This window comes from Streptomyces sp. HM190, assembly GCF_009857135.1.
GTDB lineage: Bacteria > Actinomycetota > Actinomycetes > Streptomycetales > Streptomycetaceae > Streptomyces > Streptomyces heilongjiangensis.
The window spans coordinates 5,926,339-5,945,598 of the sequence record NZ_CP047318.1 but is presented as its reverse complement, the minus strand read 5'-3'; the positions used below and the strand labels follow the sequence as shown (position 1 = coordinate 5,945,598).

General features: G+C 73.7%; 17 protein-coding genes. 13 read left to right on the top strand and 4 right to left on the bottom strand.

Translation table 11 applies throughout. The features are described from left to right. The first annotated feature begins 265 nt into the window (after positions 1-265). Together GSY65_RS25525 and GSY65_RS25520 are read left to right on the top strand one after the other, a co-directional pair. Positions 266-1,096: an ABC transporter ATP-binding protein gene (locus tag GSY65_RS25525; RefSeq protein ID WP_159776388.1), complete on the top strand. Its 831-nt coding sequence runs from the start codon at positions 266-268 to the stop codon at positions 1,094-1,096. 8 nt (positions 1,097-1,104) lie between these two features. Next, a complete protein-coding gene (locus tag GSY65_RS25520) occupies positions 1,105-2,124 on the top strand; it encodes an ABC transporter substrate-binding protein (RefSeq protein ID WP_159773037.1) in 1,020 nt (339 codons plus the stop codon). A gap of 94 nt (positions 2,125-2,218) precedes the next feature. Here GSY65_RS25520 and GSY65_RS25515 read toward each other — a convergent pair whose 3' ends face one another. Beyond that, on the bottom strand, positions 2,219-2,581 hold the full coding sequence (locus GSY65_RS25515; protein ID WP_159773034.1) for a (2Fe-2S) ferredoxin domain-containing protein: 363 nt from the start codon (positions 2,579-2,581) through the stop codon (positions 2,219-2,221). Positions 2,582-2,640: 59 nt separating this feature from the next. Continuing rightward, the gene (locus tag GSY65_RS34035) at positions 2,641-5,979 is read right to left on the bottom strand and encodes a SpoIIE family protein phosphatase (RefSeq protein ID WP_236580045.1); all 3,339 of its coding nucleotides are present in this window, start codon (positions 5,977-5,979) and stop codon (positions 2,641-2,643) included. A 312-nt stretch (positions 5,980-6,291) separates the two neighbouring features. Between GSY65_RS34035 and GSY65_RS25500 the strand changes: the two genes are divergently transcribed. Continuing rightward, entirely contained in the window at positions 6,292-7,380 is a 1,089-nt protein-coding gene (locus tag GSY65_RS25500; protein WP_159773031.1) for a lysylphosphatidylglycerol synthase transmembrane domain-containing protein, read from the top strand. Between the two features lie 139 nt (positions 7,381-7,519). Here the strand turns inward: GSY65_RS25500 and ku are convergent, their stop codons facing one another. After that, on the bottom strand, positions 7,520-8,584 hold the full coding sequence (gene ku / locus GSY65_RS25495) for a non-homologous end joining protein Ku (RefSeq protein ID WP_443043252.1): 1,065 nt from the start codon (positions 8,582-8,584) through the stop codon (positions 7,520-7,522). Between the two features lie 153 nt (positions 8,585-8,737). Here ku and ligD point away from each other — a divergent pair, with 153 nt between their 5' ends. Continuing rightward, positions 8,738-9,619: a non-homologous end-joining DNA ligase gene (gene ligD / locus GSY65_RS25490; protein WP_159773025.1), complete on the top strand. Its 882-nt coding sequence runs from the start codon at positions 8,738-8,740 to the stop codon at positions 9,617-9,619. Positions 9,620-9,712: 93 nt separating this feature from the next. On the opposite strand, the gene GSY65_RS25485 is transcribed toward ligD, so the two are convergent. Next, on the bottom strand, positions 9,713-10,516 hold the full coding sequence (locus GSY65_RS25485; protein WP_159773022.1) for a nuclease-related domain-containing protein: 804 nt from the start codon (positions 10,514-10,516) through the stop codon (positions 9,713-9,715). 131 nt (positions 10,517-10,647) lie between these two features. Here GSY65_RS25485 and GSY65_RS25480 point away from each other — a divergent pair, with 131 nt between their 5' ends. The 9 genes from GSY65_RS25480 (at position 10,648) to GSY65_RS25440 (ending at position 19,202) form a co-directional block, all read left to right on the top strand. Beyond that, a complete protein-coding gene (locus tag GSY65_RS25480) occupies positions 10,648-11,139 on the top strand; it encodes a protein-tyrosine phosphatase family protein (RefSeq protein ID WP_159773019.1) in 492 nt (163 codons plus the stop codon). A 226-nt stretch (positions 11,140-11,365) separates the two neighbouring features. Further along, on the top strand, positions 11,366-12,100 hold the full coding sequence (locus GSY65_RS25475; protein ID WP_236580253.1) for a hypothetical protein: 735 nt from the start codon (positions 11,366-11,368) through the stop codon (positions 12,098-12,100). 155 nt (positions 12,101-12,255) lie between these two features. After that, a complete protein-coding gene (locus GSY65_RS25470) occupies positions 12,256-13,488 on the top strand; it encodes a sensor histidine kinase (protein ID WP_236580252.1) in 1,233 nt (410 codons plus the stop codon). 114 nt (positions 13,489-13,602) lie between these two features. Further along, entirely contained in the window at positions 13,603-13,956 is a 354-nt protein-coding gene (locus tag GSY65_RS25465; RefSeq protein ID WP_159773013.1) for an SH3 domain-containing protein, read from the top strand. A gap of 48 nt (positions 13,957-14,004) precedes the next feature. Continuing rightward, positions 14,005-15,390 (top strand): FtsW/RodA/SpoVE family cell cycle protein, encoded by a 1,386-nt coding sequence (locus GSY65_RS25460; protein ID WP_159773010.1) that lies wholly within the window; start codon positions 14,005-14,007, stop codon positions 15,388-15,390. Then, positions 15,387-16,850, top strand: coding sequence for a peptidoglycan D,D-transpeptidase FtsI family protein (locus tag GSY65_RS25455; RefSeq protein ID WP_159773007.1), 1,464 nt, complete (start codon positions 15,387-15,389; stop codon positions 16,848-16,850). Before GSY65_RS25460 ends, GSY65_RS25455 begins: the two co-directional genes overlap by 4 nt. 298 nt (positions 16,851-17,148) lie before the next feature. Continuing rightward, the gene (locus GSY65_RS25450) at positions 17,149-18,087 is read left to right on the top strand and encodes an AurF N-oxygenase family protein (RefSeq protein WP_159773004.1); all 939 of its coding nucleotides are present in this window, start codon (positions 17,149-17,151) and stop codon (positions 18,085-18,087) included. Between the two features lie 59 nt (positions 18,088-18,146). Next, complete coding sequence (locus GSY65_RS25445; protein WP_159773001.1) at positions 18,147-18,872, top strand: TetR/AcrR family transcriptional regulator; 726 nt, start codon at positions 18,147-18,149, stop codon at positions 18,870-18,872. A 24-nt stretch (positions 18,873-18,896) separates the two neighbouring features. Next, positions 18,897-19,202: a hypothetical protein gene (locus GSY65_RS25440; RefSeq protein ID WP_159772998.1), complete on the top strand. Its 306-nt coding sequence runs from the start codon at positions 18,897-18,899 to the stop codon at positions 19,200-19,202. The last annotated feature ends 58 nt before the right edge of the window (positions 19,203-19,260 follow it).

Genomic DNA, 19,260 nt, shown 5'->3' with positions numbered 1-19,260 from the left:
CGACGGAACGCGAACCAACGAAGCGCGAACCGACGATGGGCAGCACGACGCCGGGCCGGGCGACGCCGAGCGAAGGGACCTCGCACGAACCGACGGAACGCGAACCGACGGAACGCGAACCAACGAAGCGCGAACCGACGGAGTGCGGACCGACGGGATGCGGACCGACGGAGTGCGGGGAGACGGTGTGAAGGAGAACGGTGTGCGGGGCATGGTGCCCGGTGGTCCGGAGGCGGGCGCCGATGGGCTCGGGGGCGGGGCGGGGGTGCCGCTCGGGATCGAGGGGGTGAGCGTCGAGGTCGCCGGGCGGCGGATCGTCGAGGACGTGCGGCTCGCGGTGGACGGCGGGACCCTCGTGGGGCTCGTCGGGCCGAACGGCAGCGGCAAGTCGACGTTGCTGCGGTGCGTGTACCGGGCGTTGCGGCCGGCCTCGGGGGTGGTGCGGATCGGCGGTGACGACGCGCACGCCCTGCCCGCCCGGGAGGCGGCGCGTCGGCTGGCCGCGCTGCCGCAGGAGTCGGCGTCGGAGTTCGACTTCACCGTGGCCGAGGTCGTGGGCATGGGGCGGCTGCCGCACCGGGAGCGGACGGCCGCCGGGGACCGCGAGATCTGCGCCGGGGCGATGGCGCGCACGGGGGTCGCGCATCTCGCCGACCGGGGGTTCCTCGGGCTGTCCGGTGGCGAGAAACAGCGGGTGCTGATCGCTCGGGCGCTCGCCCAGCGGCCCCGCGTGCTCGTTCTCGACGAACCGACCAACCACCTTGACGTCGCTCACCAGTTGGACGTCCTGTCCCTGGTACGGGACAGCGGGCTGACCGTGCTCGCGGCTCTGCACGATCTCAATCTGGCCGCCGCGTACTGCGATGTGCTGTACGTCCTCGACGGCGGCCGGGTGGTCGCCTCCGGCGCACCGCACGACGTCCTGCGGCCGGAACTGCTCGCCGAGGTGTTCGGGGTCCGTGCCCATCCCGTACGGCACCCCGGGACCGGCGCGGTGCAACTCCTCTTCGACCGGCTCCCCCGGTCCACCGACACCCGCACCACCAGCCGCCACCCCGCCGCGTTCCCCCGTCCCCACTCGCCCTCCCGTCCCTGAGGATCTTCATGCGCTCGTCGTTCGTCACCGCGCTCTGTCTCGTCACGACCGTCACCGTCGCCGCCACCGGGTGCGGGGCGGCCGTCGAGGCGGGCGGGGGCACCCCGGCCTCCTCCGTCACGCTCACCAACTGCGGGAAGAAGGTGACGTACGACAAGATCCCGGAGCGGGTGGTCACCAATGACGTGGGGATCACCGAGCTGATGTTCGCGCTGGGGCTGGAGGACCGCATGGCGGGCTTCGCCATGCCCGACGACAAGGGCGATCTGAGCGGCGTGCCCTGGAAGGAGGGCTACGACAAGGTCGCGTGGCTGTCGAAGGACCAGCTCACCAAGGAGAACGTCCTCGACGCGCGCGGCGACTTCGTCTTCGCCGGCTGGAACTACGGCTTCCGCGAGGAGGCCGGCTTCACTCCGCAGGCCCTGGAGAAGCTCGGCATACCCTCGTACGTCCTCACGGAGTCCTGCCGCAACGGCCGTACGGAGACCTCGCGGGGCATCATGCCGCCACTGGAGGCGCTGTACACCGACCTCACCAACCTCGGGAAGCTGTTCGGGGTGGAGAAGCGGGCGGCCTCGCTCGTCGCAGGGTTCAAGGAGGAGGTCGCCGCCGTGCGGGCCGAGGCGCCCGAGGGAGCGGCGCGGCCGAAGGTGTTCCTGTACGACAGCGGGGAGGAACAGCCCTTCACCTCCGGCCGGTACGCCGCGCCCGAGCAGATCATCAGCGAGGCGGGCGGGGTCAACGTCATGCACGACGTGGCGGACTCCTGGACCACGGTGGGCTGGGAGAGCGTCGTCGCGCGGGACCCCGACGTCATCGTCATCTGCGACTACGGGGACGTGAGCGCCGAGCGGAAGAAGAAGTTCCTGCTGTCGTACGGGCCGTTGCGGAACGTCTCGGCGGTCAAGAACCGACGCATCTACGTCCTCGACTACGTCGACCTGGTGGAGAGCCCGCGGAACCCTTCCGCCATCGCCCGGCTCGGGAAGTACCTGCGCGGGGTGAGCAAGGGAGCGGTGAGCGGCTGAGCGGGGGGGCAGGGGCCAGGGCGGGGGCGGGGAACGGCGGCGGGGAACGGCAGCCGCCCGCGCAGCAGTTCGGTCGGCTTCGGCCGGTTTCCCGTCAGACGGCTCCGCGCCGGTGGGGCGGGGTGAAGACGTACAGGTCGAGGATCGGGGGCATCGGGGCCACGCCCGGGCCGCCCGCCCGCACCCACGTGACGATGTCCTCGGTCGCGTCGGGGTCGTTGACGAGGCCCAGCCAGACGGGGCGGGCGCCGGCGGCGCGGCCCGCGGCGGAGGGCTGGACGACGACCACGTTGGCCTGGTCGCAGACGTCCAGGCAGGTGGAGACGCGGGTGGGGACGGTCTGCCGGAGCCGGGAGGTCTGGGCGTCGTGGTCGACACCGGGGAGTTTCGGGGTGCCGCAGCAGCAGTCGCGGCAGACGACGACCCGGCTGGGTGCGGGAGGCGACGGAGTGGTCACGGACCGACCCGGATGATCTTCACTTGGGCGAGTCTACTGGGCGCGCTCGGACGGGCGGGTCACGGCAGCGGCTGCTCCGCCCAGATGATCTTACCGTCGGGGGTGTAGCGGGTCCCCCAGCGTTCGGTGAGCTGGGCGACGAGGAAGAGGCCGCGGCCGCCCTCGTCCTCGGTGCAGGCCCGGCGCAGCCGGGGGGAGGTGCCGCTGCCGTCGAAGACCTCGCAGATCAGGGAGCGGTCGCGCAGCAGGCGGAGCTGGACGTGGCCGGCGGCGTGGCGGATCGCGTTGGTGACCAGTTCGCTGGCGATGAGTTCGGTGGTGAACGCCAGGTCGTCCAGGCCCCAGGCAGCCAGCTGCTCGGTGACGGCCACGCGGGCGTGGGAGACGACCGCCGGGTCGCCGGGCAGCTCCCACTGGGCGACCCGTTCCGCGCCCAGCGCGTTCGTGCGGGCGACGAGCAGGGCCACGTCGTCGCACGGCCGGGTCGGGAGCAGTGCGTCGAGGACGGCGTCGCAGGTGTCCTCCGGGGCCCGTTCGGCACCGGACAGGACGGCACGGAGGCGGTCCAGGCCGGTGTCGATGTCCCGGTGCCGGTCCTCGACCAGGCCGTCGGTGTAGAGGACCAGCCGGCTGCCCTCGGCCAGTTCCAGCTCGACCGTCTCGAACGGCATGCCGCCGAGGCCGAGCGGCGGCCCGGACGGCAGGTCGACGAAGTCCACGTGCCCGTCGGGGCCGACGATCGCCGGCTGGGGGTGCCCGGCGCGGGTGAGGGTGCAGTGCCGGGAGACCGGGTCGTAGACCGCGTAGAGACAGGTCGCGCCGATGATGCCGGAGTCCTCGTGGGTGTTCTCCACCGCCCAGCCCTCACCCCGGTCGAGTCGGGCGACCAGATCGTCGAGGTGGGTGAGGAGGTCGTCCGGGGGCAGGTCCAGGGAGCAGAAGTTGTGGACGGCGGTGCGCAGTCGGCCCATGGTCGCGGCGGCGTGCAGCCCGTGGCCGACGACGTCCCCGACGACCAGCGCGACGCGGGCGCCGGACAGCGGGATGACGTCGAACCAGTCGCCGCCGACGCCCGCCTGCGCGGGCAGATAGCGGTACGCGACCTCGACCGCGCTCTGCTCGGGGCGGCCCCGGGGCAGCAGGCTGCGCTGGAGGGCGAGGGCGGTGTTGTGCTCACGGGTGTAGCGGCGGGCGTTGTCGACGCAGATCGCCGCGCGGCAGGCCAGTTCCTGGGCGAGCGACAGATCGTCGTCCTCGAACGGGGCGGGCCGGCGCGAGCGGTAGAAGCTGACGACGCCGAGGGTCGTGCCGCGGGCCCGCAGCGGCACGGTGATCAGGGAGTGGATGCCCGCCGCGAGGGCCTGTTCGAGGCGGGTGGGGTCCTGGGCGAGCCAGCCGCCCGCCTCGGCCAGGACGGGTTCGAGCACCGACCGGCCGGTCTCCCAGCTGCGAGCCTGCGGGGTGGAGGCCACGTACTGGACGCGGTCGCCGGCCTCGTACAGATGGGAGTCGCGGTGGATGGCGCCCAGGGCGACCCGGCGCAGCGCCATCCCCTCCCCCAGCGGCTCGGGCTCGTCGCCCAGCAGGACGGAGTCGGGCAGGTCCACGGCGGCGAAGTCGGCGAACCTCGGCACCGCCACCTCCGTCAGCTCCTCGGCGGTACGGGTCACGTCGAGCGTCGTGCCGATCCGGGTCCCGGCGTCGTGCAGCAGTTCCAGTCGGCGGCGGGCGAGCACCGCCAGCCGGCCGACCCCGGGTTCGCCGACGAGGAGCGGCCAGGCGTCGGCGACCGGATCGGCACCGGGATCGGCGGGCGCCTCGTCGCCGGCTTCGGGCGACGGGGCGAGGTCGAGGGCCGGGCCGGGATCAGGATCGGGATCGGGGCCGGGCCGGGTCGCCGCCGCCGGGGGCTGCGGCACGTGCGGGGTGACCTCGCTCAGGGCGACGGCGGGGCGGCGCGCCGTCGCCGCCGACGAGGGGGACGGCGGGGCTGGGGGAAGCGGGGCGAAGGCAGGTGGGGAGGAGGCGGCCGAAGCGGTGGGCACGGCCGGGGTGGCGTCGGCGGTCGCGGCTGGTGACGCGGCCGGTGCGGCCTCCGCGGTCGGCGTGCTGAGGGTCGGTGCGGTGGGGGTCGGTGCGGTGGGGGTCGGCGGAACGAGGCCCGGCGGCATGGCCGGCACGGTCGTCGGCGGGGGCGGGCCCGGCTTCGGCCCCGGGGTCACGATCGGGTTCGGCCCCGCCGGTGTCACCGGCGCGACGGGCGGCGTCAGCCCGACCGGTGCCACCGACGCCCCCGGCGGCGGCGCCGGTGTCGGAGTCGCCGGCGACGCGACGGGCGATGTGAGGAACGAGGTCACCAACGGCACGGGCGGGGTCAACGCCCTCGCCTGCGCCGCTTCCGTCGGGCCCGGCGGCGCCGTCAACTCCGCCGCGCCCGCGGGCATCGTCCCTTCCACGTGCCGTAGGTGGGGACCGCCCAGGACCCGGGCCTCGACGACGACTCCGGTCTCGCCCGACGCGCCCCTGACCGGGCGGCGCAGGAGGGTGGCGACGCGGCCGTCGGGGAGGGTCACCTGGTCGAGGGTGAGGTGGGGGGAGGCGATGAGTTCCTCGGCCTTCTCCCGCAGGACGGCCAGGTCGACGCGGCCCAGGGCTTCGCCGCCGTGGCCGTTCGGCGCCCGCGTCCGGGCGGGGCCGCCTGGCTGGCGGGGCCACGGCTCGGTGGGTGGCGCGGCCCGGTGGTACGCGGCGAGCAGGGCCCGCTCCCGGTCGGTGGCCTGTTCCAGGAGGCGCGACTCGATGTCGTGGGCGGCCTCCCGGACGAGGCGCACCATGGCGGGGTCGCCGTCGTCGCGGAGGCAGGTGAGGTCGAGGATGGCCTCGATACGGCCGCTGAGCGGGTCGCGGACGGGAACGCCGGCGCAGGCGAACGGGGAGAGGCAGTCGGCGAAGTGCTCACGGCCGAGCACGTACACCGGCCCGCGCTCGGCGAGGGCGGTGCCGACGCCGTTGGTGCCCGCGGCGGCCTCCGAGGCGCAGAAACCGGGGGCGAAGTTCACCTCGTCGAGGCGGCTGAGGAGCCGGCGGTCGCCGCCGTGCCGCTGGACCACGTGGGCCTGGCCGTCGCAGAGCAAGATGGTCATGCTCACGTGGGAGAGGGAGGCGGCGAGCCGGGAGAGCACCGGTTCGGCCGCGCGCAGGAAGGGATCCTCAAGGGCGGGATCGGAGGCGTAGGGGATCAGCAGCCGGTGCGGTTCGAGCCCCGCGGAGCGGCAGCGTTTCCAGGAGTCGAGCACCGGGTCGCGCACGTCTGCGTCGACCCGCGCACCGGCGAGGAAGCGCTCGTGCGCGGCGACGAGCCCACCGATGTCGTCCCAGGCGACGGACAACGGGATCACTTCCCTCGCCTGGAGGTCTCCCCGTCGCTCGCCGCGACTCGGCGCACGCCCCGAGGGCCTGCCAAGCGATACCACCCTAGACCTCACGTGACGTGAATCACAACATCGTGGGCGCACGGGCACGGGAGAATGCGAAACGCCTGTACGGACGCCTGACGGTGGCTCCGGCGGCGGTGGGAATTCGGTTCCCCCACACGTGAGCGTCACATCCGAAGGGAACGCTCCTGTCATCCCCCTCGTTCTTGTCACGCCCTGCCTCCGCCGGTCCGGTCCCCGTCCGCCCGGCGGCGACACGGAAGGACGACGTGCCCTTTGTATCCGCTTCCGCTCGACGCGCCGCTCCCCGCGCGGCCCGCCGCCACTGACCCCGAGCCCGAGCCCCCCTGCTCCGCGCTCACCCTCCCCACGAACCTCAGGAGCCGCGTCCCCGGCGGACTCCGCAGACTCGTCCCCGCCCGGTCCGCCGCCACCGCCCGCCGGTTGCGGCTCACGCTCACCCTGCTGCCGCTGCTGCTGCTCGGGGTGTGGGCCGCGGTCGACTGGCGCACCGTGTACGACGGTGCCACCCGGCTGATCTCGGCCGACCCGCGCTGGCTGCTGGCCGGAGTCCTCTTCACCGCCCTGTGCTCGGTGGCCGCCGCGTTCGTCCGGCAGGGCGCGGTGCCCGAGCGGCTGCCGCCGGGGCAGTTGATCGCGACCCAGTTCGCGGCGGGCGCCGCGGGCCACGCGCTGCCGGGCAACATCGGCGCGCACGCGGTCGTCCTGCGCTTCCTGCGCGGCCGGGGCATACCCCTGCCGCGGGCCACGGCCTCCCTCGCCCTGTACTCGGCGGTGAAACCGGTCGCCAAGACGCTGGTGATCCTCGCGTTCCTGGTCGCCTTCCCCGGCACCCTGAAACTGACCGAGCTGCTCCCGAGGGGCGAGACGCTGGCGTTGGCCGGCGCGATCACCGGGGTCAGCCTGGCCGCCGTGGTCACCCTGATCACGACCGTACGGCCGCTGCGGCAGCCGCTCATCGGGGGGCTGCGGACCGCGCTGACGGACACGCGGGTCGTGCACAGCCGGCCCGTCAGGGCCCTCGCGCTGTGGGGCGGGGCCGCCGCGTTCCCGTTGTGCCAGGGCGCGGTCGTCGCCTCTGTGGGGACCTCCCTCGGGCTGCCGCTGTCCTGGCCCCAGATGGTCTTCGCCTACCTCGTCGCCAGCACCGCCGCCGGTGCGGTGCCCGCGCCGGGCGGCCTCGGCCCGGTGGACGCGGCCCTCGTCTTCACCCTGGTCGCGTTCGGCGCGCCCGCGGCGGTCGCGACGACCACGGTGATCGGCTACCGCGTGCTGACGGTGTGGCTGCCCCTGCTCCCCGGCGCGCTGGTGCTGTCGGCGCTGGTACGGGCGAAGGTGCTGTGAGGGCCTGACGAGCCCGAGGGTCCGGGCGGAGGACGGCCGGCCGCCGCGCGCCCCGTGCCGCCCGCCGGTGCCGCCCACCCGTGCCGCCCGCCGGTGCCCCCGGCCGGTCATCTCAGGCAGGGCATCTCAGGCATGCGTCTCAGGCCGGGCGCTTGCGGGGCGTCGTCTTCTTGGCCGGTGTCTTCTTCGCGGTGCTCCTGGCGGTCGCGGACTTCGCCGTCGCGGACTTCTTCGCCGTGGACTTCGCCGTGGACTTCTCGGCCGTCGTCTTCTTGGCGCCCTGGGCACTCCGTGCCCCCTGCGACGACTTCGCCGTGGACTTCTTGGCGGAGGCGGCCGACGGCGCCGACTTCTTCGCGGTGGCCGTCGACTTCTTGCCTGCGGGTTCCTTCGGGGTGCGCATGGGGGTCACCTCGGCGACGTCCTCGCCGCGGGACTCCTTGGCGGCGCGGACGCTGTTCTCCAGGGCCGCCATCAGGTCGAGCACCTTGCCACCCGTGTCCGGCGCGGGCGCGGTCGGCGGCTCCTCACCGGAGGCCTTCGCGGCGATGAGTTCCTCGACGGCCTCGCGGTAGTCGTCGTGCAGCTCGGTGAGGTCGACCTCGCCGAGCGTCTCCATGAGGGCGTCCGCGAGATCGAGTTCCTTGTCGCGGACGGTGACGCCGGCGTCGGGCGCGACCCCCTCCGTCGTACGGATCTCGTCGGGCCAGAGCAGCCCGTGCATGGCGAGGACGTCGTCCACCACACGGAGCATCCCGAGCCGCTCGCGCCCGCGCAGGGCGAACTTGCAGATGGCGACCTTCCCGCTGCGCTTGAGCGCCTCCCGCAGCAGGGTGTACGGCTTGGCGGCCGGCACGCCGTTCGGTGCCAGGTAGTACGCGGCGTCCACCTGGAGCGGGTCGACCTTCTCGGCCGGGACGAAGCCCTCGATCTCGATGGTCCTGGCGGTCGGGATCGGCAGCGACGCGAGGTCCTCGTCCGTGATCGGGATCATCGTCCCGTCCGCGTCCTCGTACGCCTTGCCGATCTCCCCCTGGGTCACCTCGCGCTCCTCCAGCTCGCACACCTTGCGGTAGCGGATGCGGCCGCCGTCCTCCGTGTGGATCTGCCGGAAGGAGACGGCGTGGCTCTCGGTGGCGTTCACGAGCTTGATCGGGATGCTGACCAGGCCGAAGGAGATGGCGCCGTTCCAGATGGATCGCACGAGCAGCACACCCCTTTCGAATGGTTTCCACCGAATCATCCACACCGTATCCCCGGCCGGTCACCCCCGCCCGCCGACCGTCACCCGCTCTCGGCCGGTGCACCTTGCACCCCTTTCACGCGGTTTCGCGCCATCCCGTGCGATTCTCGTTGCATGACGCCGATCACCGAGGTGGGGGGCCACCGGGTCGCCCTGTCGAATCTGGAGAAGGTCCTCCATCCGGCGACCGGCTTCACCAAGGGCGAACTGCTGCACTACTACGCCACCGCCGCGGACGCCCTCCTGCCCCATCTGCGGGACCGGCCGGTGTCGTTCCTCCGTTACCCTGACGGCCCCGGCGGCCAGCGGTTCTTCACCAAGAACGTGCCGCCGGGCACCCCCGAGTGGGTCACGACCGCCGAGGTGCGGCGGATGGAGGGGCCGTCCCGGATGGTGCTGGTGCAGGACCTGGCCAGCCTGATGTGGGCGGCGAACCTCGTCACCGAGTTCCACACCCCGCAGTGGACCGTCGACTCGCCCGACGAGGCCGACCGGATCGTGTTCGACCTGGATCCGGGGCCGCCCGCGAGCGTCGTGGAGTGCTGCGAGGTCGCCTGCTGGCTCCGGGAGCGGCTGGCGGCCGACGGGATCGACGTCCTCGCGAAGACGTCCGGGTCGAAGGGGCTGCATCTGCTGGGCGCGGTGCGCGGGTCGTCGTCCGGGCGGGTGACGGAGTACGCCAGGGAGCTGGCCGTGGAGGCGGAGCGGGCGATGCCACGCCGGGTCGTCCACCGGATGACGCGGAGTCTGCGTCCCGGGAAGGTGTTCGTGGACTGGAGCCAGAACGCCGCCCGCAAGACGACGGCCGCCCCCTACACCCTGCGGGCCCGCACCGAGCCCACGGTGTCGGCGCCGGTCACCTGGACCGAGGTGGAGGAGTGCTCCTCCCCCGGCCGGCTGGTCTTCCGGGCACCCGACATCGCGCCCCGCCTGGCGGACCACGGCGACCTGCTGGCCGCCCTGCTCGACCCGGCCGCCGCCCGCCCCCTGCCCTGAGGCCGACCACCCCCGCCCGCCCCCTGCCATCAGGCCGACCATCCCCGTCCCCGGCCAACAGCCACCAGCGGGCGGTTCCGGCGGTTCCGGCGGTCAGACCCTCGTCCAGGTGCCGCGGTCCCTGGCCGCCGCGTGCAGGGCCTCGATGTCGGCCGGTTTGAGCATGCCGCCGGCGCGGGCGAGGTCGGGGACGTCGGCGTCGGTCAGGACGCGGGCCTCGCGCGGGGGCGCGCCGACGCGCAGGTCGGCGGGTTCGACGAGGGCGAGGACGGGGCGGACCTCGGCGGTGAGGGCGTAGGAGGCCCGGTCGGCGTCGGCGCGGAGCCGGCGCAGCAGGGGGCGCGGCTCGTGGCGGCCGAGGGCGACGAGGGGGTCGGAGACGGTGACGCGCTGTCTGCGGGCGTAGAGGGAGTGCACGCAGTACAGGCCGCCGGGGCCGATCACCAGGTGGTGGATGCGGTCCCCGCCGGGCAGCGGCACCGAGTGCAGCGTGCGCCAGCCCGCCCCCTCCAGCCCGTCCAGCAGCGCCCCGATCGTCTGCTCGGCCGTGAGGGCCCGGCGGCGCGGGTCGGGGCGCAGCCGGTGCGGTGGTCCGGGGGCGCGGTCGAGGTCGACGAGCAGGGCCTCGCCGGGCCGGTTGGGGGCGAGATCGTCGTCGGGGTGCAGACTCAGCCGGGCCAGTTCGGCGGCGGTCGGCACGGGCGGCGGGCCCACCGTGACGGGGCCGGTGACGAAGGGGTGGAGGGCGGCGAGCACGTCCGCTCTCGACTCCTCGCTCAGGAGGTTCACCCGGCCCGTCCCACGGTCGTACCAGGCGACGTTGCTCCCGTCCGTCCGGCACACGTACAGGCGTTCCTGTCCGTGCCGCCGGGTCGGTACGACGCGCAGTCCGTTCATGCACCATCACCCCCGACCATGGGAACAGGCGGGTGCCCCGTCGGCAAGAAGCCGGATACCTTTGGGTGGGACGACCCGTCGTCAGGGGCTTGGGGAGGCCGCCGTTGCCGCCGCTCAGAAAGCAACCCGACGTGCCGGCTCCGCTCGAACCGTGGAGCGAGGTCGTGCCCGGCCTGTGGATGGGCGGGCACGAGTTCGCGGGACGGGCCGGCACCTCAGACGTCGCGCGCGCCGTCGTGGGGGACGAGTTCGATCTCGTGCTGTCGCTGCTGCGGCTCCCCGGACACGGACCGGCGGACGACGTCGAGCACCATGTGTGGCCGATCCCGGACGGACCGCTCGACGGTACGCAGCTGGCGGGCGTGATACGGCTGGCACAGGCCGCGTGCGACGCGCTGGAGGACGGCCGGAAGGTCCTCGTCCGCTGCTTCCACGGCTACAACAGGTCCGGTCTGGTCGTCGCGCACGCGCTGATCCGCGACGGGCACTCCGCCGAGGAGGCGATCCGGCTGATCCGCACCCGCCGTTCGCCGTGGGCGCTGCACAACGAGCTGTTCGTGGAGTACCTGCACACCGGCCTGCCGACCGTCCGCCTCCTGGAGGAGCTGGAGGAACTCTCCTAGGGGAAGCCGCCGGCGTCCGGATCGCGCCGGCTTCGGGGCCGGTGCCCGCGGGCCGCCGGTGAGCGTGCCGCCCGCGCCCCCGCGTGAGCCGAACGGCAGGCTGAGGGCGGATCGAGCCACGCATAAGGTGTACGGGACCGTAAGCCGCCCTTTCGTACCCAGGAGTCCCGTGTTCCGCAGCCGGACCGCGCGCGCGGCCGTCGGCGCCGCGTTCGCCGCGGCCGTCATGGTGCCGTTGACGGGCTGCAGCGACTCCGGAGGGCTGGTGAGCGCGGGCGCGACGTCCAGCGCGAACGGCCCGACCCGGCTGTGGCCCGGGCAGCCGCCCGCCTCCTCCCCCGCCTACGACTTCGGCGAGGCCGAGACCGAGGTGGTCAAGGGGGTCACCGCCCCCGGCGACGACATCCGGAAGGTGGACCCGGTGGCGGTCGTGCGCGCCGAGATCGCCGCGCACCCGGACGTGTACACGGACTCCACCGCGCTGTACCGCGGGACGGTCCGGCGGATGGCCGACTGCGCGCCGGGCGGTGACCGGGAGGAGTGCCCCGTCCTGGAGGCGTACTACCGGGACCTCACCGGCGACGGGCACGACGACATGGTGCTGGGTTTCCGGCTGCTGCCGGGCAACCAGACGGCCGTGCGGGTGTACACCCTCCGCACGGGCCGACTGGTGCAGGTGCTGGCCAGTGACGACGCGGTGGTCGCGGTGGAGCTGGCCGGCCGAACGGTGATCATCCGCTCGCCGGCGGCGATCGTCGGCTACGAGTACCGCACCCAGTGGAACTGGGACGACGAGCAACGGGCGATGCTACTGACCCGGGACGAGATCCTCCGGGTGGGGGGGCCGGGGGGACCGTCCGACGGACCCGCTCCGTCCCGCTCGCCGTCCCGGTCGTCGTCCGCGTCGTCCTCGCCGTCCGCGTCGTCCTCGCCGTCCGAACGACCGACGGAGAGCCCGTGACGTCCGCCGGAGGGCCCGTGACGTCCGCCGGAGAGCCCCTGGGGCGCGCGGCCGGGAGCCTGTCGCGCGCCGACGAGGCGCCGGGGAGCCGCGCAGGCGGGCCCGGTACGCGCGGAGGCGGGCCCGGTACGCGCGCTCCGGGGAGGCGTCCGGGGCTGCGCCGCCGGGCCGCCTCGCTCACCTGGAAGGCGCTGGCCTTCATCACCGTCATGTGCTGCGGTCTGGCCGCGCTGCTCGGTGCCCTCGTGCACGTCTCCGTGACCAACCAGACGGTCAGCGACGCCCGCTCGCGGGCCCTCGGGCGGCTGGAGAGCGCGACCCGGGCGTACGAGGCGGGGAACCGGCTCCCGCCGGACGCCGGGGTCGATCCGCCGGGGCTGCCGAACGCGCTGCGCGCGCTCGCGGAGAGCGGGCGGCGCGGCACGATGGTCGGCGTCGTCGACGGCCGGCCCACGATGTGGGCGGCCACGCCCGCCGACGGCCGCGCGCTCGCCGTACGGCTCGACTACGCGCAGAGCGCGGCCACGATCGAGGCGCTCGACCGGGCCATCCTGGGCTCGTCGGCCCTGGCGATCGGGGTGACGCTGACGCTGGGCGCGCTCGGCGTCACCCGTGTCACCCGGCGGCTGCGCACGACCTCCCAGGTGGCGCGGCGGATCAGCGCGGGCGACCTGGACGCCCGGGTCGGCGATCCCCGGACGACGGATCCGGCGCGGTACCGGGACGAGGTGGCCGCGGTGGCCGCGGCGCTCGACACGATGGCGTCGACGCTCCAGCGGAAGCTGCTCAGCGAACAGCGCTTCACGGCGGACGTGGCGCACGAGCTGCGGACGCCGCTGACGGGGCTGCACGCGGCGGCCGAACTGCTGCCGCCGGGGCGTCCGACGGAGCTGGTGCGGGACCGGGTGGCCGCGCTGCGGACGCTGACCGAGGACCTGCTGGAGATCTCCCGCCTGGAGACGGGCAGCGAGCGGCTGGACCTGGAGGACGTCCGGTTGGGCGTGCTGGCGGAGCGGGTGGCGGCGCACGCCGGGGCCGGCACAGAGGTGCGCGTGGTGGCGGACACCTGTGTCGAGACGGACCGGCGGCGGCTGGAGCGGGTGCTGGGGAACCTGGTGGCCAACGCGCACCGGCACGGGGCGCCTCCCGTGGTGCTCACCGTGGACGGGCCGGTGGTGACCGTACGGGACCACGGGGGCGGGTTCCCCGAGTACCTCGTCACCGACGGGCCGCAGCGGTTCCGCACGGAGGGCTCCGCCAAGGGGCACGGGCTGGGGCTGACGATCGCGGTGGGGCAGGCGGAGGTGCTGGGGGCGCGGCTGGAGTTCTCGAACGCCTCCGACGGGGGAGCGCGGGCCGTGTTGCGGCTGCCCGTGCGCGAGGGCTGACGGCTCGTCGGGGTGCGGCCCTGCTCCGATGGCCCAACGCAGAAGGCGCCCCGTTCCGCCTCCTCCTAACGTGGCGATTAGTCAGCTTCGCCCCCTTTTCTGGAGGAGCATCACATGTCCCTGCGGATCCTGCTCATGCGTTTCGGCATAGCCGCCGCCGGTGGCGCTCTCATGGCGCTCGCGGCCACCACCCCCGCCGCCGCCGGCGACGAACGGCCCGTCGGCCACGACAAGAAGACCGTCAAGGGGCAGGTGACGGCTCGCACCGGACTGATCCTGCGCAGCGCGCCGAACCGCGGTGGCGCGGTCATCCGGGTCGCGCCCTACGGCGAGGTCGTCAAGATCTTCTGCAGGACCACGGGCCAGACCGTCGACGGCAACCGCTACTGGTACCTGCTCACCGACGGCACCTGGGCCTGGGGTTCGGCCCGCTACATCGACACCTGGAAGACGCCACGCTGGTGCTGAGTTGAACGACACAACGCACAATACATCCCCTTTGGGTAAGTTCCGGACATGACCATCAAGGCCGGAACGACCCTGGCGGCGGGTCCGGCGGACCCGTCCCCGCCCGCTGTTCGCCTCCCCCGGCGCAGAGGCGTCGAGTTCAGCCTCGTCGTCGTGGCCGTCCTGCTGTCCGTGTACGGCTACTGCGCCGTCGGCCTCGCGAAGAACGGCACCGTCCCGCCCGGCGCCGCCGATTACGGCGCCGGGCTCGGCGTGCTCGCGCTGCTGGCCCATCTGGCGGTACGGCTGCGGGCGCCGTACGCCGATCCGCTGCTGCTGCCGATCGCGGTGCTGCTGAACGGGCTGGGGCTGGTGCTGATCCACCGGCTGGACCTGGAGACCCCGGCCGATCGGGCGGCGCCCGCCCAGTTGAACTGGTCGGCCCTGGGGATCGGGCTGTTCATCGTGGTCATGGTGCTGCTGCGGGACCACCGGGTGCTCCAGCGCTACGCGTACGTCTCGGTGGTGGGCGCGCTGGTGCTGCTGGCGCTGCCGATCCTCTTCCCGCCCGTGAACGGTGCCCGGATCTGGGTGCGGATCGCCGGATTCTCCCTCCAGCCCGGGGAGTTCGCGAAGGTGCTGCTGGCGGTGTTCTTCGCCGGGTATCTCGCCGCCAACCGCAACGCGCTCGCGTACGCGGGGCGCCGGATCTGGCGGTTCAAGCGCCTCCAGCTGCCGACGGGGCGGGTGCTCGGACCCATCGTCACCATCTGGCTGCTGAGCGTCGGGGTGCTGGTCCTGGAACGGGACCTGGGCACCTCGCTGCTGTTCTTCGGCCTGTTCGTCATCCTGCTGTACGTCGCCACGGGCCGCACCGGCTGGATCGCGGTGGGGATGCTGCTCGCGGGGGTGGGCGCGGTCGCCGTCGGCCGGCTGGAACCGCACGTCCACGTCCGGGTGGAGGACTGGCTGCACCCGTTCGCGTCCATCGAGGCCGGGCACGGCCCGAACCAACTCGCGCAGTCGCTCTTCGCGTTCGCGGCCGGGGGGCTGCTCGGCACCGGGCTCGGACTCGGCGACTCGATCCTCATCGGCTTCGCCGCCAAGTCGGACTTCATCCTGGCCACGGCCGGCGAGGAGCTGGGCCTGGTCGGGCTGTCGGCGATCTTCCTGCTCTACGCCCTGCTGGTGGAGCGCGGCTACCGTACCGGTCTCGCACTGCGCGACCCCTTCGGACGGCTGCTCGCCATCGGCCTGGCCTCGATCATCGCCCTGCAGGTCTTCGTGATCGCGGGCGGTGTGACCGGGCTGATCCCCCTGACCGGCATGGCGATGCCGTTCCTGGCCCAGGGGGGCTCCTCCGTCGTCACCAACTGGATCATCGTGGCCCTGCTGATGCGGCTGAGCGACTCGGCCCGCCGGCCGTACGACGACGCGAGGGAGACGGGCGCGTGACCACGTACATCCGCCGGGCCGCCGCGCTGTGCGCCCTGCTGCTCGTCGCCCTCCTCGTCAACGCCACCCGTGTGCAGGTCTTCCAGTCCGGCGCCTACGACGACCATCCCGCCAACCGTCGCCCCGAGATCGCCCGTTGGAGCCAGCCGCGCGGGAACATCCTGGTCGGCGGCCGGCCCGTCACCGGTTCCAGGGACACGGGAGAGCAGCTCCGCTACGAACGGACCTACCGGGACGGCCCGTTGTACGCGCCGGTCACCGGCTTCGCCTCGCAGGTGTACGGGACGACGCTGCTGGAGCACGCCGAGAACCCCCTCCTCGACGGCAGCGACCCGCTGCTGTCCTTCCTGCCCCTGTGGAACGACATCACCCGCGACCAGAACCCCGGCGGCGAGGTCGTCACCACCATCGACGCGGCGGCGCAACGGGCGGCCTACCGGGGGCTGGGCGCCCGCCGGGGCGCGGTCGTCGCCCTCGAACCGGCCAGCGGTCGCGTCCTGGCCCTGGTCTCCCGCCCCTCGTACGACCCCGGACTGCTGTCCGGGAACGGCCCCTCGGTGGCGCGGGCCTGGGCGCGGCTCAACGGGGCCGCGGGCAAGCCCATGCTCAACCGGGCGGTCCGGCAGACCTATCCGCCGGGTTCCACCTTCAAGGTGGTGACGGCCGCCGCCGCGCTGGACGCCGGGGTCGTCGAGGACGTCGACGCCCCCACCCGCTCCCCCGACCCCTACACCCTGCCGGGCACCACCACCTCCCTCTCGAACGAGGTCGACGGCTGCGAGAACGCCTCGCTGCGCTACGCCTTCGAGTGGTCCTGCAACACGGTGTTCGCGAAGCTCGGCGTGGACGTCGGCCTCGGCACCATGCGGGACACCGCCCGCGCCTTCGGGTTCAACGACCCCGGGGTGCGCATCCCGTTCTCCGTCGCGCCGAGCAGCTTCGACACCCGGATGGACCGGGCCCAGCTCGCGCTGTCCTCCATCGGGCAGTTCGACACCCGGGCCACGCCGCTGCAGATGGCCATGGTCACGGCGGCCGTCGCCAACGGGGGCGTCGTCAGGGCGCCGTACCTCGTCGAGCGCACCACCACGGCCGACGGCCGCACCGTCGCCACCGCCGGCAGCCCGGCGCTCCGCCAGGCCATGACCCCGACGACCGCGCGGCGGCTGCGCGAGCTGATGCTCGGCGTCGTCACCGACGGCACCGGCGGCAACGCCCGCTTCCGGGGCGCCGCCGTCGGCGGCAAGACCGGCACCGCCCAGCACGGCATCGGCAACTCCGGTACGCCGTACGCCTGGTTCGTCGGCTGGGCCCAGTCCCATGACGCGCGGGAGCCCGAGGTGGCGGTGGCGGTGGTCGTCGAGGACGCGGACGCGGTGCGGGGCGAGATCAGCGGGGGCGGCGACGCGGCCCCGGTCGCGCGGGACGTGATGAGGGCGGTGCTGAAGAGGGCCGGATGAGGCACGGGCGCGCGGGGCCGACGGGTGCGACCATCTCCCGCGCCCTCTCGGCTCGCCCGTGCCGAAGGACCCGGTACGCGGCGTCCGAGCGCTTCTTCACCGACCCTTCCGGTCATCCTTCGCACCGCCGTCGCCGCACCCGCCCGGCCGGGCCGACGGCGCCGTGCGCACCCCGCCGGTAGACATGTCGTCAACAAGTCGTGCGCAGGGGATTGACGCCCTTGCTGACAAGTAGTCTCATAAGCGGTGACCGCCGGTAACTGACCGAAAATCCCCGTACGACGAGGTGGGAACAGCCATGACGACGGTGACCTCGGTGTCCGAGGCGGAGGTGCTCCGTGACGCCCTCGGCCTGCTCAAGGACCGGGAGCAGGTGGCCGAGCGCCTGCTCGCCTCCTCGGCGAAGCACTCCTTCGACCCGGACAAGGAGCTGGACTGGGACGCGCCCTTCGAGCCGGGGAAATGGTTCTGGCCGCCGGAGCTGGTGTCGCTGTACGGGACGCCGATGTGGAAGCGCATGTCGCAGGAGCAGCAGATCGCCCTGTCCCAGCACGAGGCGGCCGCGCTGGCCTCGCTCGGCATCTGGTTCGAGATCATCCTGATGCAGCTGCTCGTACGGCACATCTACGACAAGGCGGCGACCAGCGCGCACGTGCGCTACGCGCTGACCGAGATCGAGGACGAGTGCCGGCACTCGAAGATGTTCGCCCGGCTGATCAGCAAGGGGGACACCCCGTACTACCCGGTGAGCCGGCTGCACCAGAACCTGGGGCGGGTCTTCAAGACGATCTCCACGACCCCCGGCTCGTTCACCGCGACCCTCCTCGGCGAGGAGATCCTCGACTGGATGCAGCGGCTGACGTTCCCGGACGAGCGCATCCAGCCCCTCATCCGCGGGGTGACCCGGATCCACGTGGTCGAGGAGGCACGGCACGTGCGGTACGCCCGCGAGGAGCTGCGCCGGCAGATGGTGACGGCGCCCCGGCTCTCCCGCAGCTTCACGCGGGTCACCTCCGGCGAGTTCGCCCGGGTCTTCTCCATCGCCTTCATCAACCCCGAGGTCTACACGAACGTCGGCCTCGACCGGCGCGAGGCGCTCGCGCAGGTGCGGGCGAGCGCGCACCGCAGGGACATCATGCAGACGGGGGCGCGCCGGCTGACGGACTTCCTGGACGACATCGGGGTGCTCCGGGGTGTGGGGCGGCGCATGTGGCGGTCCTCGGGGCTGCTGGGGTAGGAGGTGGGGCGCCCGAGCTCGAAGGCGCCCGACCCCCACCACGCGACTACGCTGCCGGTATGACGTCCGAGGCCCCCACCCGCGCGTACCGCCGCCTGAGCGTCGAGGAGCGGCGCAGCCAGCTGCTCGACGCGGCCCTGGAACTCTTCGCGCACAACGCCCCGGAGGACGTCTCCCTCGATGACGTCGCGGAGGCCGCCGGGGTCTCCCGCCCCCTCGTCTACCGCTACTTCCCCGGTGGCAAGCAACAGCTCTACGAGGCCGCCCTCCGCTCGGCCGCCGAGGAGCTGGAGCACTGCTTCGACGAGCCCGCCGAGGGCCCCCTGACCGCCCGGCTGTCCCGCGCGCTCGACCGGTACCTGACCTTCGTCGCCGGGCACGACGCCGGTTTCAGCGCCCTGCTCCAGGGCGGCAGCGTCGTGGAGACGTCACGGGCGACGGCCATCGTGGACGGGGTGCGGCGGGCCGCGGCGGAGCACATCCTGCGGCATCTGGAGGTCGCGGAGCCGGACCTCCGGCTGCGGATGACGGTCCGGATGTGGATCACCGCCGTGGAGGCCGCCTCCCTCATCTGGCTCGACGAGGGCAAGCAGCCGGACGTGGCGGACCTGCGGGACTGGCTCGTGGAGCAGTTCGTCGCCTGCGTCACCGTCACCGCCGGCCGGGACCCGCAGACCGCGGCCGCCGTGCGCGGCGCCCTCGCGACGGAGGTCGCGGACGGTGCCGTCGGCGCCCTGGCCCGCCGTGTCCTGCCCGTGGTCGGTGACGCCGCCCACCTGCTGTGACGCCGGTGCTGTGACACTGGTCGGGTGAAGACTCAGGACACCCCTTTCGTCGGCGGCCCCCTGGACGGGCGCGTCCTGCCGGTGCTGCTCGGCATCACCGGGCACCCCCCGAAGACGTACCGGGTCCCCCTGCCCGACCCCGCGGGGGGACCCGACACGGTGCTCGTGTACCGCAGGGTCGACGCCGGGCGGGGCGGGTTCATGCGGCAGCTGTGGACGTACGAGTACGACCCGGACGCGGACCCGGCCCGCGGCCCGAGATGGCCGTGGTCGACGCCGCGACGGCAATCCGCCACGCCGCCCGAGCGGCCGCCGTCCCCCGACGAGTGACCTCCGCGGGCCGGACGGCCCACCCGGCGCGCGCCCGCCCGCGGCTCCTCCCATCCTG